At 76.0% G+C, this 17,799-nt stretch carries 18 protein-coding genes; 14 read left to right on the top strand and 4 right to left on the bottom strand.

The window, feature by feature from the left end:
• The first annotated feature begins 35 nt into the window (after positions 1–35).
• From murJ to ACI8AF_RS22380, 5 genes are all read left to right on the top strand, one after another.
• Positions 36–1,664: a murein biosynthesis integral membrane protein MurJ gene (murJ, locus tag ACI8AF_RS22400; RefSeq protein WP_456541971.1), complete on the top strand. Its 1,629-nt coding sequence runs from the start codon at positions 36–38 to the stop codon at positions 1,662–1,664.
• The gene (locus ACI8AF_RS22395) at positions 1,657–2,784 is read left to right on the top strand and encodes a glycosyltransferase family 4 protein (RefSeq protein ID WP_456541970.1); all 1,128 of its coding nucleotides are present in this window, start codon (positions 1,657–1,659) and stop codon (positions 2,782–2,784) included. Before murJ ends, ACI8AF_RS22395 begins: the two co-directional genes overlap by 8 nt.
• Positions 2,781–5,144 carry a hypothetical protein gene (locus tag ACI8AF_RS22390; protein WP_456541969.1) on the top strand — a complete coding sequence of 788 codons (2,364 nt, stop codon included), beginning with the start codon at positions 2,781–2,783 and terminating at the stop codon, positions 5,142–5,144. Before ACI8AF_RS22395 ends, ACI8AF_RS22390 begins: the two co-directional genes overlap by 4 nt.
• Positions 5,137–6,843: a CTP synthase gene (locus ACI8AF_RS22385; RefSeq protein ID WP_456541968.1), complete on the top strand. Its 1,707-nt coding sequence runs from the start codon at positions 5,137–5,139 to the stop codon at positions 6,841–6,843. The genes ACI8AF_RS22390 and ACI8AF_RS22385 overlap by 8 nt, the downstream gene beginning before the upstream one ends.
• A 77-nt stretch (positions 6,844–6,920) precedes the next feature.
• Entirely contained in the window at positions 6,921–7,511 is a 591-nt protein-coding gene (locus ACI8AF_RS22380) for an NUDIX domain-containing protein (protein ID WP_456541967.1), read from the top strand.
• Between the two features lie 76 nt (positions 7,512–7,587).
• On the opposite strand, the gene ACI8AF_RS22375 is transcribed toward ACI8AF_RS22380, so the two are convergent.
• On the bottom strand, positions 7,588–8,532 hold the full coding sequence (locus ACI8AF_RS22375; protein WP_456541966.1) for a helix-turn-helix transcriptional regulator: 945 nt from the start codon (positions 8,530–8,532) through the stop codon (positions 7,588–7,590).
• A 30-nt stretch (positions 8,533–8,562) separates the two neighbouring features.
• Between ACI8AF_RS22375 and ACI8AF_RS22370 the strand changes: the two genes are divergently transcribed.
• Positions 8,563–9,033, top strand: coding sequence for a VOC family protein (locus tag ACI8AF_RS22370; RefSeq protein ID WP_456541965.1), 471 nt, complete (start codon positions 8,563–8,565; stop codon positions 9,031–9,033).
• Here ACI8AF_RS22370 and ACI8AF_RS22365 read toward each other — a convergent pair.
• Complete coding sequence (locus tag ACI8AF_RS22365; RefSeq protein WP_456541964.1) at positions 9,011–9,646, bottom strand: hypothetical protein; 636 nt, start codon at positions 9,644–9,646, stop codon at positions 9,011–9,013. The two genes, ACI8AF_RS22370 and ACI8AF_RS22365, sit on opposite strands and share 23 nt — an antisense overlap.
• 187 nt (positions 9,647–9,833) lie before the next feature.
• Between ACI8AF_RS22365 and ald the strand changes: the two genes are divergently transcribed.
• The 6 genes from ald to scpB all read left to right on the top strand — a co-directional run bounded on the left by ald (position 9,834) and on the right by scpB (position 15,191).
• Complete coding sequence (gene ald / locus ACI8AF_RS22360; RefSeq protein WP_456541963.1) at positions 9,834–10,949, top strand: alanine dehydrogenase; 1,116 nt, start codon at positions 9,834–9,836, stop codon at positions 10,947–10,949.
• On the top strand, positions 10,928–11,899 hold the full coding sequence (gene xerD, locus ACI8AF_RS22355) for a site-specific tyrosine recombinase XerD (RefSeq protein WP_456541962.1): 972 nt from the start codon (positions 10,928–10,930) through the stop codon (positions 11,897–11,899). Before ald ends, xerD begins: the two co-directional genes overlap by 22 nt.
• 217 nt (positions 11,900–12,116) lie before the next feature.
• Positions 12,117–13,028 carry a ParA family protein gene (locus ACI8AF_RS22350; RefSeq protein WP_456541961.1) on the top strand — a complete coding sequence of 304 codons (912 nt, stop codon included), beginning with the start codon at positions 12,117–12,119 and terminating at the stop codon, positions 13,026–13,028.
• Positions 13,025–13,519 carry a hypothetical protein gene (locus tag ACI8AF_RS22345; RefSeq protein ID WP_456541960.1) on the top strand — a complete coding sequence of 165 codons (495 nt, stop codon included), beginning with the start codon at positions 13,025–13,027 and terminating at the stop codon, positions 13,517–13,519. Before ACI8AF_RS22350 ends, ACI8AF_RS22345 begins: the two co-directional genes overlap by 4 nt.
• Before the next feature lie 17 nt (positions 13,520–13,536).
• A complete protein-coding gene (locus ACI8AF_RS22340; protein ID WP_456541959.1) occupies positions 13,537–14,370 on the top strand; it encodes a segregation and condensation protein A in 834 nt (277 codons plus the stop codon).
• A complete protein-coding gene (gene scpB, locus ACI8AF_RS22335; RefSeq protein ID WP_456541958.1) occupies positions 14,367–15,191 on the top strand; it encodes an SMC-Scp complex subunit ScpB in 825 nt (274 codons plus the stop codon). The genes ACI8AF_RS22340 and scpB overlap by 4 nt, the downstream gene beginning before the upstream one ends.
• A gap of 12 nt (positions 15,192–15,203) precedes the next feature.
• Here the strand turns inward: scpB and ACI8AF_RS22330 are convergent, their stop codons facing one another.
• Positions 15,204–15,602, bottom strand: a complete 399-nt coding sequence (locus tag ACI8AF_RS22330) for a hypothetical protein (protein ID WP_456541957.1) — start codon at positions 15,600–15,602, stop codon at positions 15,204–15,206.
• A gap of 23 nt (positions 15,603–15,625) precedes the next feature.
• A complete protein-coding gene (locus tag ACI8AF_RS22325; RefSeq protein ID WP_456541956.1) occupies positions 15,626–16,441 on the bottom strand; it encodes an alpha/beta fold hydrolase in 816 nt (271 codons plus the stop codon).
• A 68-nt stretch (positions 16,442–16,509) separates the two neighbouring features.
• Between ACI8AF_RS22325 and ACI8AF_RS22320 the strand changes: the two genes are divergently transcribed.
• Both ACI8AF_RS22320 and aroH read left to right on the top strand, forming a co-directional pair.
• Positions 16,510–17,352, top strand: coding sequence for a pseudouridine synthase (locus ACI8AF_RS22320; protein ID WP_456541955.1), 843 nt, complete (start codon positions 16,510–16,512; stop codon positions 17,350–17,352).
• Between the two features lie 67 nt (positions 17,353–17,419).
• A complete protein-coding gene (gene aroH, locus ACI8AF_RS22315; protein WP_456541954.1) occupies positions 17,420–17,782 on the top strand; it encodes a chorismate mutase in 363 nt (120 codons plus the stop codon).
• The last annotated feature ends 17 nt before the right edge of the window (positions 17,783–17,799 follow it).

Genomic DNA, 17,799 nt, shown 5'->3' with positions numbered 1-17,799 from the left:
GGCACGCCGACGACGAGCGCCAGCGAGGAGCCGGCGTGACCGCGCGGCGGGTCGCGCAGGGCGTCGCGGGCGCGGCGGCGCTGATCGCCGTCCTCACGGTGCTCGCCCGGCTGGCCGGCTTCGGCCGCACGCTGGTCTTCACCAACGCCGTCGGCGCCGACAGCACCGGTGACACCTACACCGCCGCCAACACCGTCCCGAACATCGTCTTCGAGGTCGTCGCCGGCGGTGCGCTGGCCAGCCTGGTCGTGCCGATGCTGGCCGGCGGCATCGCCTCCGGAAACGCCGAGCAGGTCCGGCGGACGGCGTCGGCGCTGCTCGGCTGGACGCTGCTGGTGCTCACGCCGCTCGCCGTGCTGGTCGCGGTGCTCGCCGAGCCGATCGCCCGGCTGCTGCTCGGCGGGGACGGCGACGCGGCCAAGGTGGACCTGGCCGCCCGGTTCCTGCTGGTCTTCGCCCCGCAGGTGGTGCTCTACGGCATCGGCATCGTGCTCACCGGCGTGCTGCAGGCGCACCGCCGCTTCGCCGGTCCGGCGCTGGCGCCCCTGCTGTCCAGCCTCGTCGTCGCCACCGCCTACCTGGTGTTCGCCGGGATGGGCGGCAGCCCGTCGGTCGAGGACCTCTCGACGCCGGCCGAGCTCGTGCTCGGGGTGGGGACGACGCTCGGCGTGGTCGCGCTCAGCCTGAGCCTGCTGGTGCCGGTCCGCCGGCTGCGGCTGGGGCTGCGGCCCACGCTCACGTTCCCGGTCGGGGCCGCGCCGCGGGTGCGGCGGCTCGCCGTCGCCGGCGTGCTCACCCTCGCCGGGCAGCAGCTGGTGGCCGCCGTGGCGATCCGGCTGGCCAACGACGGCGCCCCCGACGGCACCCAGGTCGTGTACGCGGCCGGTCTGACCGTCTTCCTGGTGCCGTGGGCGGCGCTGGCCGTGCCGCTGGCCACCTCCGCCTACCCCGGCCTGGCCGAGCGCGCCGAGCTCGGCGACGAGGAGGGCTTCCGCCGCGCGCTGGCGCCGGTGGCGGTCCTCGTCGTCGTCGCCTCCGCGGTCGCCGCCGCCGTCCTGGTCGCCGTGTCCGGGCCCATGGCCCGGGTCTTCCTCAGCGACGACCCGCCGGCCGACGTCGCGGCGCTGCGGGACACCATCGTCGCCTTCGCGCCCGGGCTGCTCGGCTACGGCCTGGTGGCGCTGCTGACCCGCGCCCTGTACGCCCGCGGGCTGTGGAAGGCGCCGACGGTCTGCGTCGTCGGCGGCTGGCTGCTGGCGGTCGCCGCCGACGTCGTCCTGTCGGCGGTCCTGCCGGCCGAGGACCGGGGCCTGGCCCTCGGCGCCGGGCACAGCGTCGGGGTCACGGTCGCGGGGCTCGCGCTGCTGGTCGTGGTGGCCCGCCGGGCCGGCGCGCCGGCGCTGGCCGGCGTGCTGCGGACCGGGGCGCCGGCGCTGCTGGCCGCCGTCCTCGGCGGGGCCGCCGGGCTGCTCGTCGCGCGGCTGCTGGACGTCGACCCGGCGCCCACCGTGGGGCTGCTCGGCGCCGTGGGTGCGGGCGTCGTCGTGACCGCGGTGGTGGCGCTCGTCGCGGGGGCGGTCATCATGGGTACGGCGCGCCGGCCGCTCGCGGCCGCGCTGCAGGGGCTGCGCGCGCCGGGTCGTTCGGAGGTGCACGGTGGCTGACCGACCACCCCTGGCGGGCCGCTCCCTCGTCGAGGTGCTGGCCACCAGCGCCGGCGGCGTGGGCGCCCACGTGCGCGCGATCGTGCCGCCGCTGACCGCCGCCGGCGCCACCGTGCGGGTCTGCGGCGCCCCGGCCACCGAGGAGCTGTTCGCCTTCACCGCCGCCGGCGCCGACTTCCGGCCGGTCGGCATCACCGCCGGTCTCGACCCGGTCGCCGACGCGCGCGCAGTGCTGCAGCTGCGCGCCGCCCTGGCCGGCGCCGACCTGGTGCACGCGCACGGCCTGCGCGCCGGGCTGGTCGCCGCGCTGGCCCGCCGCAGCACCCGCGACCGGCGCCCGCTGGTGCTCACGCTGCACAACGCCCTGCAGGAGGGGAGCGGCCCGAAGCAGGCGCTGCTGCGCCGGCTGGAGGGCGTGACGATCCGCGCTGCCGACCTGGTGCTCGCCGTCTCCGGCGACCTCGCCGCCAACGCCCGCCGGCTCGGCGCCCGCGACGTGCGGCTGGCGCCGGCCATCGCCCCGCCGCGGCCGCCGGCGCAGCGCTCGCGCGCCGAGGTGCGCGCCGACCTCGGTGCCGACGACGACCGCCCGCTGGTCGTCGCGATCGGCCGGCTGCACCCGCAGAAGGGCTACGACGTGCTGCTCGACGCCGCCGGCCGCTGGGCGGGCCGGGTGGACCCGCTGGTCGCCGTGGCCGGCGACGGGCCGCTGCACGACGAGCTCGCCGCCCGGATCGCCGCCGACGGCCTGCCGGTCCGGCTGCTGGGCCGCCGGGACGACGTCGCCGAGCTGCTGGGCGCCGCCGACCTGTGCGTGCTGCCCTCGCGGTGGGAGGGCAGCCCGTTCACCGGCCAGGAGGCGCTGCGGGCGGGCACGCCGCTGGTCGCCTCCCGCGCCGGCGGCATGCCCGAGCTGTTCGCCGGCGCCGCCGAGTTCGTCCCGGTCGGGGACGCCGACGCGCTCGCCGACGCCGTGGTCCGGGTGCTCACCGACCCGGCGCGGGCGAAGGAGCTCGCCGAGGCCGGCCCGCGGCAGGCGGCCACCTGGCCCGACGAGGCGGCCACCGCGCGGCAGGTGGTGGCGGTGTACCGGGAGCTGCTGGGGGACCCCGCGCCGTGAGAGCCGCCGTCCGCCGCCTCGCCGTCCTGGTCGCCGTCGTCGCGGCGCTGCTGGCGGTGGCCGCCCCGGCGACCGGCGCCGACGACGCCGACCGGTACGCCGCCGACCGGGTGGTCGTCGTCGGTGTGCCGGGGCTGGTGTGGGACGACCTCGACCCGGAGGAGACCCCGCAGCTGTGGGACCTGGCCGACGGCGCGGCGGTCGGCGCGCTGTCGGTGCGCGCCGCCCGCGCCACCAGCTGCCTGCTCGACGGCTGGGCCACCCTCGGCGCCGGCAACCGCGCGCGGTTCCCCGGCGCCGACGAGGAGATCCCGCCGGTGCCGCTGCCGAGCGCACCGCTGCCCGACGGCACCGACGCCGCACCGGCCGACCCCGGGGCGCCGGCGACCGAGCCCGGCGCGGCCGCGGAGCCGCCCGTGGACGCCCGGCTGTCGCACTGCGGCCTGCAGGAGCAGATCGCCAGCCTGGGCCTGGCCGACCCGGTCGCGACCGTGGCGCGGATCGCCGACGACGAGGCGACCGCCCGCTTCGGCGCCGAGCCCGGCCTGCTCGGCGAGCAGGTCGGCTGCGCCTCGGTGGTCGGGCGGGCCGCGACGGTGGCCGTGGCCACCGAGGACACGCAGCTGTCGGCGACCCACGAGCTGCCGGCCGACCCGGCGGCCCTCGGCGGGCTGCTGGACGGCTGCCCGCTGACCCTGGTCAGCCTCGACGGGCTGACCGACGCCGGCGAGCCCGGCGTCGACCTCACCGACACCGGCACCGACCCCGTGTCGCGGGCCGCCGCCCTGGGCGTCGTCGACGCGGCGGTGGGGCAGCTGCGCGCGGCCGCCGACGCGCTGGAGGGGCGGACCCTGTTCGTCGTCGCCGGCGTCTCCGAGGTCAACGACGGCCGCCCGCAGCTGCACGTCGCGATCGTGTCGGGACCGGGCTTCGACGAGCCGACCTGGCTGACGTCGGCGAGCACCGGCCGCATGCCGTACCTGCAGCTCATCGACCTCGCGCCCACCGCGCTGCGCGCCCTGGACCTCGACGTGCCGGCGTCGGTGAACGGCCGGCCGGTGCAGGCGGCGGGGGAGCGGCCCGACCTGGCCGAGGCGGTGCGCCGGCTCGACCACATGAACACCGCGGCCAGCGCCCACTACCGCAGCACCAGCTCCTTCTTCTGGTCGCTGGTCGCGGTCAACGGCGCCCTCGTCGCCCTGGGCCTCCTGCTGCTCGGCGGCTGGCGGATCGGCCGGCTGCGCGGGCCGGTGGGCGCACCCGGCCCGCGGGCCCGGTCGGTGCTGCGCGGGCTGGCGCTCGCCGCCGCCGCGCTGCCGGTGGCGACCTACCTGGCCGACCTCGCCCCCTGGGAGCGGGCTGGCGCGCCGCGCTGGGCGCTGCTCGGCGCGGTGCTCGTCGCCGACCTGCTGGTGGTCGCGCTGGCCGCGGCCGGGCCCTGGCGCCGCCGGCCGCTCGGCCCGGCGCTGGTGGTCGTGCTGGTCACGCTGGCGACGCTGGTCGGCGACGTGCTCACCGGGTCGAACCTGGAGCAGAACGGCCTGCTCGGCTACGACGCCATCGTCGCCGGCCGGTTCACCGGCTTCGGCAACCTCACCTTCGGGCTCGTCTCGACGACGGCGCTGCTGGCGACGGCGGCGCTGGCCGCCACCGCCGGGCGCCGGGCGCGGCCGGAGCGGGCCCGGCTGGTCACCGCCGGCACGGTGGCCGCGGCCCTGGTGGTCGTCGTGGCGGTCATCGGGGCGCCGCAGCTCGGCCGCGACTTCGGCGGCGTCCTCGCCTCGGTGCCCGGCTTCCTGCTGCTGGCGATGCTGCTCACCCGCACCCGCGTGACCGTCGTCCGGCTGCTGGCGATCCTCGCGGCCGCCGTCGTCGCCGTCGGCACCGTCGCCGTCCTCGACTGGCTGCGGCCGGCCGACGCGCGCACCCACCTGGGCCGGTTCGTCGACCAGGTGCTCACCGGCGAGGCGTGGACGGTGGTCAGCCGCAAGGCCTCGGCGAACATCGACATCCTGCTGGGCAGCTCCCTGGCGTGGATGCTGCCGGTGGCGCTGGTGGCCGCCGCGTGGCTGGTCCGGCCGGGCGGGCTGCTGCGCGGCGGCCGGTCCGGGCTGCCCGCCGCCGACGCGTCGGCCCTGAGGGCGGGGCTGCTCGCCGTGGCGCTGAGCCTCACCCTGGGCGCCGCGGTCAACGACTCCGGCGTCGCCGTCCCCGCGACCGCCGCGGCGCTGCTGGTGCCGCTGCTGGTGTGGCTCGCCGCCGCCCGCGGGGTGGGGGAGCGCACCGCCCCGGACGAGGGAGCCGGGGAGGCCGACCGTGTTACGGTGGTCTCCCGTGGATCGACCGCATGGAATGCGTGAACTCGGGCTCCTGCACAACTCCCAGCCGACGAAGTTCGTCTTCGTCACGGGCGGGGTTGTCTCCTCCCTCGGCAAGGGTCTGACCGCCAGCTCGCTCGGCGCCCTGCTGTCCAGCCGTGGCCTGCGGGTCACCATGCAGAAGCTGGACCCCTACCTCAACGTCGACCCCGGGACGATGAACCCGTTCCAGCACGGCGAGGTCTTCGTCACCGAGGACGGCGCCGAGACCGACCTGGACATCGGCCACTACGAGCGCTTCCTCGACACCGACCTGTCGGGGCGGGCCAACGTCACGACCGGGCAGGTCTACTCCGACGTCATCGCCAAGGAGCGGCGCGGGGAGTACCTCGGCGACACCGTGCAGGTCATCCCGCACATCACCAACGAGATCAAGGCGCGCATCCTGGCCGGCGCCGAGTCGGCCGAGCGGGTCGACGTCGTCATCACCGAGATCGGCGGCACGGTCGGCGACATCGAGTCGCTGCCCTTCCTCGAGGCCGCCCGCCAGGTGCGGCACGAGATCGGCCGGGACAACTGCTTCTTCCTGCACATCTCGCTGGTGCCCTACATCGCGCCGTCGGGCGAGCTGAAGACCAAGCCGACCCAGCACTCCGTGGCCGCGCTGCGCAGCATCGGCATCCAGCCCGACGCCCTGGTCTGCCGCTCCGACCGGGAGATCGGCACCGGGCTCAAGCGCAAGATCAGCCTGATGTGCGACGTCGACCCCGAGGGCGTCATCTCCTGCGCCGACGCGCCGTCGATCTACGACATCCCGAAGGTGCTGCACCGGGAGGGCCTCGACGCCTACGTCGTCCGCCGGCTCGGCCTGCCGTTCCGGGACGTCGACTGGACCGTGTGGGGCGACCTGCTCGACCGGGTGCACAAGCCCAAGCAGACGATCACGATCGCGCTGGTCGGCAAGTACATCGACCTGCCCGACGCGTACCTGTCGGTCACCGAGGCGCTGCGCGCCGGCGGGTTCGCCCACCGCAACCGGGTCGAGATCCGCTGGGTGCCCTCCGACGACTGCGAGACCCCCGAGGGCGCCGAGCGGGCGCTGGCCGGCGTCGACGGGGTGTGCATCCCCGGCGGGTTCGGCGTGCGCGGCATCGAGGGCAAGCTCGGCGCGATCCGCCACACCCGGGTCAACGGCATCCCGACGCTCGGCCTGTGCCTGGGCCTGCAGTGCATGGTCATCGAGTACGCCCGCCACGTCGCCGGCCTGGAGAAGGCCAACTCCGCCGAGTTCGACCCGGAGACCCCCGACCCCGTCATCGCCACGATGGCCAGCCAGGTCGACGTGATCGCCGGCGAGCGCGGCATGGGCGGCACCATGCGGCTGGGCAGCTACCCGGCCGCGCTGCAGCGCGCGTCGGTGGCCGCCGAGGCCTACGGCTCGACCGACGTGACCGAGCGGCACCGGCACCGCTACGAGGTCAACAACGACTACCGCGACCGGCTGGCCGAGGCCGGCCTGGTGTTCTCGGGGACGTCGCCCGACGGCCTGCTGGTCGAGTTCGCCGAGCTGCCGCGCGAGGTGCACCCCTTCTTCGTCGGCACCCAGGCCCACCCCGAGCTCAAGAGCCGGCCGACCCGCCCGCACCCGCTCTTCCGCGCCTTCGTGCGCGCGGCCATCGACCGGGCGGAGTCCTCCCGGCTGCCGGTCGACGTCGACGACGCCGAGAAGGTCGGGATCTAGTGGCCGAGCCGGCGAGGCCACTGATGAGCGCAGCGTGGGCCCCCACGTGGCCGACGAGCGCTGGCGAGGAGGCCTGAGTGGTGGAACCGGCGCGGCCCGGGGAGTACGAGGTCCTCAAGAGCGAGACGGTGTTCGAGGGGCGCATCTTCAGCCTGGCCCGCGACACCGTCACCATGCCCGGGGGCGGGGACAGCGTCCGCGAGGTGGTCCGGCACATCGGCGCCGTCTGCGTGGTCGCCCTCGACGACGAGGGCCGGGTCGTGATGGTGCGCCAGTACCGGCACCCGGTCGGCGGCTACCTGTGGGAGCTGCCGGCCGGGCTGCGCGACGCCGACGGCGAGCCGCCGCTGGAGACCGCCAAGCGGGAGCTGGCCGAGGAGGCGGGCCTGGCCGCCGAGCGCTGGGCGCTGCTGGTCAACTCGTTCAGCACGCCGGGCTTCTGCGACGAGCAGGTGCTCGTCTACCTCGCGGAGGGGCTCTCGGACGCCGACCGGCCGGAGGGCTTCACCGTCGAGCACGAGGAGCTGGACATGACCGTCGAGCGGGTGCCGCTCGACGACGCCGTCCGGCGGGTCCTCGACGGCGGCATCCGCAACGCCTCGGCGGTCATCGGCGTCCTGGCCGCCGCGCAGGCCCGGGCGACGTCGGCGGAGCTCCGCCCCGCCTGACCGGGTTCCGACGATCACGGAGTTCGGGAGGCGACACGCCGCTGCGCGTCGGCGGGTCGCGCCCCGAACTCCGTGATCACGGCGGGTAGGCCGCGGCCAGCTCGGTGCCGATGCGCGCCAGCTCCGCCCGCACCGCGGGCGGGGACAGCACCTCCACCGTGGCGCCCCAGCCGGCGAGCGTGCGGGCGATGTCCAGCGGCGTGGGGGCGGCCACGCGCACCCGGGCCCGGCCGTCGGGCTGCTCCTCGTCGACGGCGCAGTGCCGGCCGAAGTGGTCCTGCAGGACCGGCACGAAGCGGGCGGGGATGAGCAGGGTCGCCTCGGTGCGCGCCCGCCGCTGCTCCACCTCGCCGACCACCTGCCGCCAGGCGTCGTCGAGCGCGAACTCCCCGGGCCGCTCGAACGCCTCGCCGGTGGGCTCGGCGGCCGCGATCCGGTCGACCCGGAAGGTGCGCTGCCCCCGGTCGGTGCCGGCCACGAGGTACCAGACGTCGTCCTTGTCGACCAGGCCCCACGGGTCGACCACCCGCTCGCTCTCCCGGCGGGCGCCGTCGCGGTAGACCAGCCGGAGCCGGCGGCGCCGGACCACGGCCGCCTGCAGGACGTCGACCGTCCCCGGCCGCGACCGGTCGCGCTCACCCCACCGGGTGGGGTCGACGAGGGTGGCCGCGGCGGCGGCCTGCGCCTCGGCGCGGAACGGCGTCGGCAGTGCCCGCACGAGCTTGCGCAGCGCCGCCCGGGCCTCGTCGGAGACGGCCGCGGCCGGGCCGACGAGCAGGAACAGCGCCTGCGCCTCCCGCGCCGAGAGCCCGCTGAGGTCGGTGCGGGCCCCGCCCACCAGCGACCACCCGCCACCGCGGCCGGCCTGCGGGTACACCGGCACCCCGGCGGCCGACAGCGCCTCGAGGTCGCGGCGGGCGGTGGCGACGGAGACCTCGAGCTCGGCGGCCAGCTCCGCGGCGGTGACCCGGCCGCGCGCCTGCATGAGCAGCAGGACGGCCACCAGCCGGTCGGCGCGCATCGCGAACTCCCCGCGGAAAGTGCTCAGGAGGTGCGCACTTTACGGAGCAGGCTGGACGGCGTCCACATCGAGACGAGCAGAGGAGCAGCCGTGCTGCGCGGCCTGACCACCATCACGTACTTCGCCGACGACGTCCCCGCCGCGGTGCGCTGGTACACCCGGGTGACCGGCACCGATCCGTACTTCACCCGCCCCGTCGACGGTCCGCCGGCCTACGTCGAGTTCCGCCTCGGGGACTCGCTGCACGAACTCGGCATCCTCGACCGGCGCTTCGCCCCGCACGGCCACCCGGGCATCGGCGGCGTCGTCGCCTACTGGGCGGTCGACGACGTCCACGCCGCGTACGAGCGGCTGCTGGCCCTCGGTGCCGAGCCGCACGACGAGCCGACCGAGCGGGGGCCGGGCTTCGTCACCGCCTCGGTCGTCGACCCCTTCGGCAACGTCCTCGGGGTCATGTTCAACCAGCACTACCTCGACGTCATCGCCGAACGGGGGCGGTGACCGGCCGGTCGTCGGGCAGCCGCAGACCGAGGCGGGACAGCTCGAGGCCGGCCAGCGCCCGCACGGTCGCCGGGTCGCCGTCCCGCCAGCGGTCGCCGGCGCCGGGCGGGAGGGCGGCCAGCCGGGTCAGGGGGGCGGTGGCCAGCGCCCGGGCGGCCAGCAGCTCGAGGTCCGGCGTGCCGCGCAGCAGGCGCGCGGCCGCGCCGGCCTCGCGGGCGTACGCCCACCGGGCGGGCAGCCAGCGCAGCAGCAGCCAGCCGACCGGCAGCAGCACCAGCAGGACGGCGACCCAGAACGCCAGCGTGCCGACGGCGTCCTGCGCCGCCTGGCCCGCGCCGCTGACCGAGCCGCCGGCGTCGCCGAGCGCCTCGAACGGCTCGGCCAGCGCGTCACCGGCCACCGGCACGCGGTCGGCGGACTCGGCGGCCGACCGCATGCTGCTCGCCACCGAGCCGCCGAGGTCGGCCACGGCCCGCCCCGGTTCGGCCAGCACGAGCACGGCGCCGTGCACGGCGCGGGCGACGAGCACCCACAGCGCGATCCAGGCGAGCACGCCGGCGTCCCCGGCGAGCTGCCGGGCGCGGACGTCGGGGCGGTCGGCGTAGAGGCGCATCCGCGCTCCGTTCCCGCCTCCCCGGCCGTGTACTCCTCACCGGCACGCCGCCACCGGCGCTCGGGAAACCGCCCCGGTCCTGCCTAGACTCCGGCCGAGGGCGGGCCCCGACCGGGCCGGCCCCGCTCGCGGTGCGCGGCCCCCGTCACCCTCGGGAGCGCGACCCGCGCCGGACGAAGGAGTCTTCATGCGCGTCGGGGTCCCCCGAGAGGTCAAGAACCGCGAGTACCGCGTGGCGCTCACCCCTGCCGGGGTGACCGAGCTGGTCCGCGCCGGGCACGAGGTGCTCGTCGAGCAGGGCGCGGGGGAGGGGTCGTCCATCCCGGACGCCGACTACGTCGCCGCCGGCGCCCGCACCGTGCCCACCGCCGACGACGTGTGGGGTGCGGCCGACCTGCTGCTCAAGGTCAAGGAGCCGGTCGCCGAGGAGTACGGGCGGCTGCGCGCCGACCAGACGCTGTTCACCTACCTGCACCTGGCCGCGTCCAAGGAGTGCACCGACGCCCTGGTCACCTCCGGCACGACCGCGATCGCCTACGAGACGGTGCAGTCGGCCGGCGGGGCGCTGCCGTTGCTCGCCCCGATGAGCGAGGTCGCCGGGCGCATGGCCCCGCAGGTCGGCGCGCACTCGCTCGAGCGCGCGCACGGCGGCCGCGGGGTGCTGCTCGGCGGCGTCTCCGGCGTCTACGCGGCCAAGGTCGTCGTCATCGGCGCCGGGGTCTCGGGCATGAACGCCGCGGCGATCGCCCTCGGCATGCAGGCCGAGGTCATCGTCCTGGACAAGGACGTCGACAAGCTGCGCGCCGCCGACCGCATCTACCAGGGCCACATGCAGACGGTCACCTCGAACGCCTACGAGGTGGAGCGCGCGGTGCTCGACGCCGACCTGGTCATCGGCGCGGTGCTGGTGCCGGGTGCCAAGGCCCCGACGCTGGTGAGCAACGAGCTGGTCAGCCGGATGAAGCCCGGCTCGGTGCTCGTCGACATCGCCGTCGACCAGGGCGGCTGCTTCGAGGACACCCGGCCGACCACCCACGACGACCCGACCTTCCGCGTGCACGAGTCGGTCTTCTACTGCGTGGCCAACATGCCCGGCGCCGTCCCGAACACCTCCACCCACGCGCTCACCAACGTGACGCTGCCCTACGTCATGGCCCTGGCCAACGAGGGGACGGCGGCCGCCGTCCGCGCGCACGCCGACCTCGCGCACGGCCTCAACGTCGTCGCCGGGCAGGTCGTGCTGCCCGAGGTGGCCGAGGCGCACGGGATGACCGCCGTCCCGTGGGAGGAGGTGCTGGTCTGACCGCCACCGTCTCCCCGCCGACCGCGATCGAGCGGATCGTCACCGGCTACCTCGACCACCTCACCGTGGAGCGCGGGCTGGCGGCCAACAGCATCAGCTCGTACCGCCGCGACCTGCGGCGCTACACCGAGTACCTCGCCGGCGCCGGGATCACCGGGCTGGGCGAGGTCACCGAGTCAGACGTCGAGGGGTTCCTCACCGCCCTGCGCGCCGGCGACGAGGACCACCAGCCGCTGTCGACGACGTCGGCGGCGCGGGCCGTCGTCGCCGTCCGCGGGCTGCACCGCTTCGCGCTGCTCGACGGGCTGGTGCCCGACGACGTCGCGCACGAGGTGCGCCCGCCGACACCGGCGCGCCGGCTGCCCAAGGCGATCCCGGTCGAGTCGGTCGTCGCGCTGATCGAGGCCGCCGGGGCGCTCGACGGCCCGCGCGGGCTGCGGGACCGGGCACTGCTGGAGCTGCTGTACGGCACCGGGGCGCGCATCTCCGAGGCGGTCGGGCTGGCCGTCGACGACCTCGACCGCGGGCAGGCCGCCGTCCGGCTGGCGGGCAAGGGCGGCAAGGAGCGCGTCGTCCCCGTCGGGTCGTACGCGCTCAAGGCGGTGGAGGACTACCTGGTGCGGGCCCGGCCGGCGCTGGCCGCCGCCGGCCGCGGCGGGGTGCGCGGCGGCGCGCTGTTCCTCAACGCCCGCGGCGGCCCGCTGTCGAGGCAGAGCGCCTGGGTCATCCTGCGCACCGCGGCCGAGCGGGCGGGGCTGACCGCGGAGGTCTCCCCGCACACCCTCCGGCACTCGTTCGCCACCCACCTGCTCGACGGCGGCGCCGACGTGCGCGTGGTGCAGGAGCTGCTCGGCCACGCGTCGGTGACGACGACGCAGGTCTACACGCTCGTCACCGTCGAGAGGCTGCGCGAGGTGTACGCCAGCAGCCACCCGCGGGCCCTCAAGTGACAGCCGTCCACAGGTTCTCTCGGTAGGTTCTGACAGGACTTTCGGCTTGACGGCCACTCGGCGTTGGCATCGTTCGACACGCCACACCAGGTGCGCGGCGTGCCTCCTCGGGAAAGCGCACGAGCTTCCCTACCGTCGGGGACACCCGAGCGGGCAGGACGGCTGACCGCACCCGGAGGACCCCGGGATCGGGCACGTGCATGGAGGCAACGGACCGATGGCGACCCGAGCGGACGCGGCAAGCTCTGCCGTCGCGCGCCCGCACGACAGCGACCCGGAGATGGGGGCCGCCGCGCTGCGGTCCGGCGACCCCGCCCGAGCCCGTCAGCGGAAGCTGCCCGAGCCGCCGCCGCTCACCGAGCACGGCCCGGCCCGGGTCATCGCGATGTGCAACCAGAAGGGCGGCGTCGGCAAGACGACGTCGACGATCAACCTGGGTGCCGCACTGGTCGAGTACGGCCGCAAGGTGCTGCTGATCGACCTCGACCCGCAGGGTGCGCTGTCGGTCGGCCTGGGCGTGCCCGCCCAGAACCTGGACCGCACCATCTACAACGCGCTCATGGAGCGGCGGACCACGCTGGCCGACGTCACCGTGCCCACCGACATCCCGGGCCTGGACCTGGTGCCCAGCAACATCGACCTCTCGGCCGCCGAGGTGCAGCTGGTTAGCGAGGTCGCCCGCGAGCAGACGCTGCTGCGCGTGCTGGCCGACGCCCGGCACGAGTACGACTACGTCCTCATCGACTGCCAGCCGTCGCTGGGCCTGCTGACGGTCAACGCGCTGACCGCCGCGCAGGGCGTGATCATCCCGCTGGAGTGCGAGTTCTTCTCGCTGCGCGGCGTCGCCCTGCTCGTCGACACCATCGACAAGGTCAAGGAGCGGCTCAACCCGCAGCTGGAGATCTCCGGCATCCTCGCCACGATGTACGACTCGCGGACCGTGCACTGCCGCGAGGTGTTCAGCCGGGTGGTCGAGGCCTTCGGCGACACCGTCTTCCAGACCGTCATCACCCGCACCGTGCGCTTCCCCGAGACGACCGTCGCCGGCCAGCCGATCACCACCTGGGCGCCGACGTCGTCGGGTGCCTCGGCCTACCGCGACCTGGCCAAGGAGGTGCTGGCGCTGTGACGCGTCGGCCCGTGCTCCCCGGCGCGAACGAGCTGTTCCGCCGCACCGACACCCCGGCCGCCGAGGCCGAGGTCACCGAGCTGCCGAGCCTCAGCTCGGCGACGAGCTCGCCGGCGCTGCGCGGCACCGCCCCGCGCGGGGAGGAGCCGACCACCTCGCTGACCCTCGTGCCCGGCGGCGCGGGCGACGAGCTGGCCGCGTACCGCACCCCGCCCGTGCCGGGCGCGGCGGCGGCCCCGGCGATCCCGACCCGCGGCCGGCCGCAGAAGTCGGTGCGCAACGAGCGGACCCGGCACGACGAGAAGATCACCGTCTACCTCTCCGCCGACGAGCTGCTGGCCCTGGAGAGCGCCCGGCTGACGCTGCGCGCCCACCACGGCGTCGCCGCCGACCGCGGACGGATCGTCCGCGAGGCCGTCGCCGTGCTGCTCGGCGACCTGGCCGAGCACGGCGCCGAGTCGGTGCTGGTGAAGCGGCTCCGCGGCGCCTGAGCACTACCCTCGCCCGCGTGGGCACCCCGGACGTCGCGGCACCGGACGGCGACCGGCCGTCGCGGTTCACCGTCCGGCTGACCAACTTCGAGGGCCCGTTCGACCTGCTGCTGCAGCTGATCGGCAAGCACAAGCTCGACGTCACCGAGATCGCGCTGTCGACGGTCACCGACGAGTTCATCGCGCACCTGCGCGCGCTCGGCGACGAGCTCGACCTCGACCAGGCCAGCGAGTTCCTGGTGATCGCCTCCACGCTGCTCGACCTCAAGGCCGCCCGGCTGCTGCCGGCCGCCGAGGTGGAGGACGAGGAGGACCTCGAGCTGCTCGAGGCCCGCGACCTGCTCTTCGCCCGGCTGCTGCAGTACAAGGCGTACAAGGAGGCCGCGGCCTTCCTCAAGGTCCGCGAGGCCGACGCCGTCCGCCGGTTCCCGCGCGACGTCTCGCTCGAGCCGCGGTTCGCCGAGCTGGTGCCCGAGGTGCTGCTCGGCGTGACGCCGCAGCAGCTCGCCGCGCTGGCCGCGAAGGCGCTGGCCCCCAAGGCGCCGCAGACGGTGAGCGTCGCGCACCTGCACGCGCCGTCGGTGAGCGTGGCGGAGCAGCTGCTCGCCGTCCGCAACCAGCTCATGCGGTCGGGGACCGCGAGCTTCCGGGCGCTGACGGCGGACTGCGGGCGCACCCCGGAGGTGGTGGCCCGCTTCCTGGCCCTGCTGGAGCTCTACCGGCAGCAGCGGGTGGTCTTCGAGCAGTTGACGCCGCTGGGCGACCTGTCGGTGCGGTGGATCGGCGGGGACGACGTCGACGCGGCGACCCTCGCCGACCTCGGCGGCGCGGCGGACGGGGAGTACGCATGAGCGGGCCGGGCGAGAAGCCGCCGATCTCGTGGGACGCGCTGGCCGCCGAGCTGGCCGCCACCCGCGAGGCCGACGAGGACGGCGACCCCGCGACCTGGGACGCCGTCGCCGCCGCGCTGGCCGCCCGGGTGGCCGAGCGCCCGGACGTCGAGGAGCCGCAGCTGCGGCCGGTCGAGGAGCCGGCGCCGCTGCCGCCGCCGGTCGCCGTCCGCGCCGGGGAGCCGGCGCCCGAGCCGGAGGACGAGCCCGAGCAGCTGGAGATCGCCGTCCTCGACCCCGAGGAGCTGCGCGGCGGGCTCGAGGCGCTGCTGTTCGTCGTCGACAACCCGGTCGACGAGGACACGCTGGCCACGGCGCTGCGCTGCCCGCGGTCGCAGGTGGCCGAGGGCCTGCGGGCGCTGGCGGCCGAGTACGACGGGCGCCGGGCCGGGATCACGCTGCGCCGGGTGGGGGAGGGCTGGCGGCTCTACACCCGCGAGGAGCACGCCGACGTCGTCCAGCGCTACCTGGTGGGTGGCCAGCGCAGCCGGCTGACCCAGGCGGCGCTGGAGACCCTCGCCGTCATCGCCTACCGGCAGCCGGTGACCCGGGCGCGGGTCTCGGCGATCCGCGGCGTCGGCGTGGACGGCGTCATGCGCACCCTGCTCGCGCGCGGCCTGGTGCACGAGGTCGGCACCGACCCCGACAGCGGGGGAGGGCTGTACCGGACGACGCCGCTGTTCCTCGAGCGGCTGGGCCTGTCCAGCCTGGGCGAGCTGCCCGAGCTGGCACCGCTGCTGCCGGAGACCGCCGCCGTCCTGGAGGAGCACCCCGACGCCTGAGCGGGAACGGGCTCAGCTGCGGCGGGCGACCAGCGCGGCGGCGGCGAGGACGACGGCGGTGAGCGTGATCAGCACCAGCTGGAGCTGACCGGCGAGCACGTCGCCCAGCGACAGCACGGGGCAGGCGCACACCAGCACCAGGGCGACGACGGTGAGGCCGAAGCCGCGGCGGGCTCCCGCCGGCCGGTCGATGGCGGCGGTCCACAGCAGCACCGTGCCCACCAGGCCGACGAGGACCCCGAGCAGGTACAGCGCCCCGCCGCCGATGTTCACCCCGTACGGCCGGCCGCCGGCCAGGAAGGCGGTGACCGCGGCGAGCAGCAGGAGCGCCGCGGCGAGGCAGACCGCGACCCCCGCTCGTCGCAGGCCGGCCCCTGCCGCGGGGTCGTCGCCGCGGTCCGGTCGGTCCACGACCACCTTCCTACCCGCAGCGCTCACGGGCCGGACGGCGCCACCTCGAGCAGGAAGGCGGCGATGTCCGCGGCGAGCCGGGCGGGCTGGTCCCAGAGGACGACGTGGCCGGCGTCCGGATACCGCACCCAGCGCGCCCGCGGGATCGCCGCGGCCAGTTCAGCGGCCTGCCCGGCGAGCAGCTCGTCGCGGTCGCCGCTGACCACCAGCGTGGGTGCCGAGATGGTGCCGGTCGCCGTCGGGGGCGGCGCCTGGCCGAGTCCGTGGAGGCTGGCCCGCCAGACATCGGCCGGGATCCGCAGCGCGTCCTCGACGCCCAGGTCGACGTACCACCCGGGCAGCCGGGAGACGTCGGTGAAGCCGGCGAGGAACCGCCGCACCCACGCCGGGTCGACCGGGTCCGTCAGGGCGTCCACGTCGTCGGCGAACGGCGCCCGACGGCCCTGCAGGTCACGGGGGCAGCCGGCCAGCACCAACCCCGTCACCCGTGCGGGCGCGTCGACGGCGACCTGCTGGGCCACGTAGCCGCCGCTGGAGGCGCCGACCAGGACGACGTCGGGGAGGTCGAGCGCATCCATGGCAGCGACGACGTCCCGGGCTACGGTGGGGACGTCGTAGCCGGACGGCGGCTTGTCGGCGTCCCCGTGTCCCCGCAGGTCGATCGCCACCGAGCGCACCCAGGCCGGGAGCAGCGGCTGCAGCAGCGAGAACTCCCGCCGCGAACCGGCCCAGGCGTGCACGAGGAGCAGCGCGGGACGTCCATCCGGGTCGCCGTCCTCCGTGTACCCCGTGCGCAGGCCGGTGGACAGCCGCAGCGTGCCCTCCGTGCGGGGCCCCATGGAGGGACGCTAGCGCCGCACCGTGGTCGCCGGGTAGGGGTGGCACCGGCGGTGGGAGACTGGACCGGATGAACACCGCTCTGCCTGACGAGGACCCCACGACCGAGGGCGGCGAGGGCTGGTCGGAGGACATGGAGCTCGCGCCGCTGCACCCCGGCGACCGCGACGACGAGCCCGCCGGGCAGCGGCAGGGCGAGCGGCTGCAGAAGGTGCTGGCTCGCGCCGGCGTCGGCTCGCGCCGGGTGGTCGAGGACATGATCGACCAGGGCCGGATCAGCGTGAACGGCCGCACGGTCGCGGTGCAGGGCATGCGGGTCGACCCGCACGTCGACAAGATCGCCGTCGACGGGGCCCGCATCGAGCTGCGCGACGACCGGGTCACCTACGCGATCAACAAGCCCGCCGGCGTCATCACCGCGATGACCGACGACCGGGCCCGCCCCACCATCGGCGACATGGTCGGCGACCTCGCGCCCGGGCTCGTGCACGTCGGCCGCCTCGACCAGGACACCGAGGGCCTGCTGCTGGTCACCAACGACGGCGAGCTGGCCCACCGCCTGGCGCACCCCTCCTACGAGGTGCCGAAGACGTACCTGGCGCAGGTCACCGGGTCGGTGAAGCGCGACCTGGGCCGCCGGCTGCGCGAGGGCGTCGAGCTGGAGGACGGCCCGGTGACGGTGGACTCGTTCCGCGTCGTCGACACCCACGCCGGCCAGTCGGTCGTCGAGGTGGTGCTGCACGAGGGCCGCAAGCACGTCGTCCGGCGGCTGCTGGCCCACGTCGGCCTGCCGGTCAACCGGCTCACCCGGACGGCGATCGGCCCGGTGCAGCTGCAGCGCATGCGCAGCGGCTCGATCCGCAAGCTGACCCGCCAGGAGCTGGGCGCCCTCAAGGACATCGTCGGCCTGTAGCGGCGGCTCACTAAGCTCAACAGGGCTCCCGGAGTGCGGGGTGCCGGGCAGCGAACGAGGAGAGTGCATGGCCGTCCGAGCCATCCGGGGCGCCACGCAGGTGGACGCCGACGACCGGGAGCAGGTGCTCGAGGCGACCCGCGAGCTGGTCACCGCGGTGATGGACCGCAACGGCCTGCACCACGACGACGTCATCAGCATCCTGTTCACCGCCACCCCCGACCTGGTGTCGGAGTTCCCGGCGCTGGCCGCCCGCGAGCTCGGGTTCGGCGACGTGCCCCTGATGTGCGCCAGCGAGATCGACGTCCCGCACGCGCTGCCGCGGGTGCTGCGCCTGATGGCGCACGTCGACGTCGACAAGCCCCGATCGGAGATCCAGCACGTGTACCTGCGCGGCGCGGTGGCCCTGCGACGGGACATCGCCCAGTGAGCGAGCATCGCAGCGAG

This window comes from Blastococcus sp. SYSU D00669, assembly GCF_054050715.1.
The sequence above is the reverse complement of the archived record's forward strand: the minus strand, read 5'-3'. Positions and strand labels throughout refer to the sequence as shown.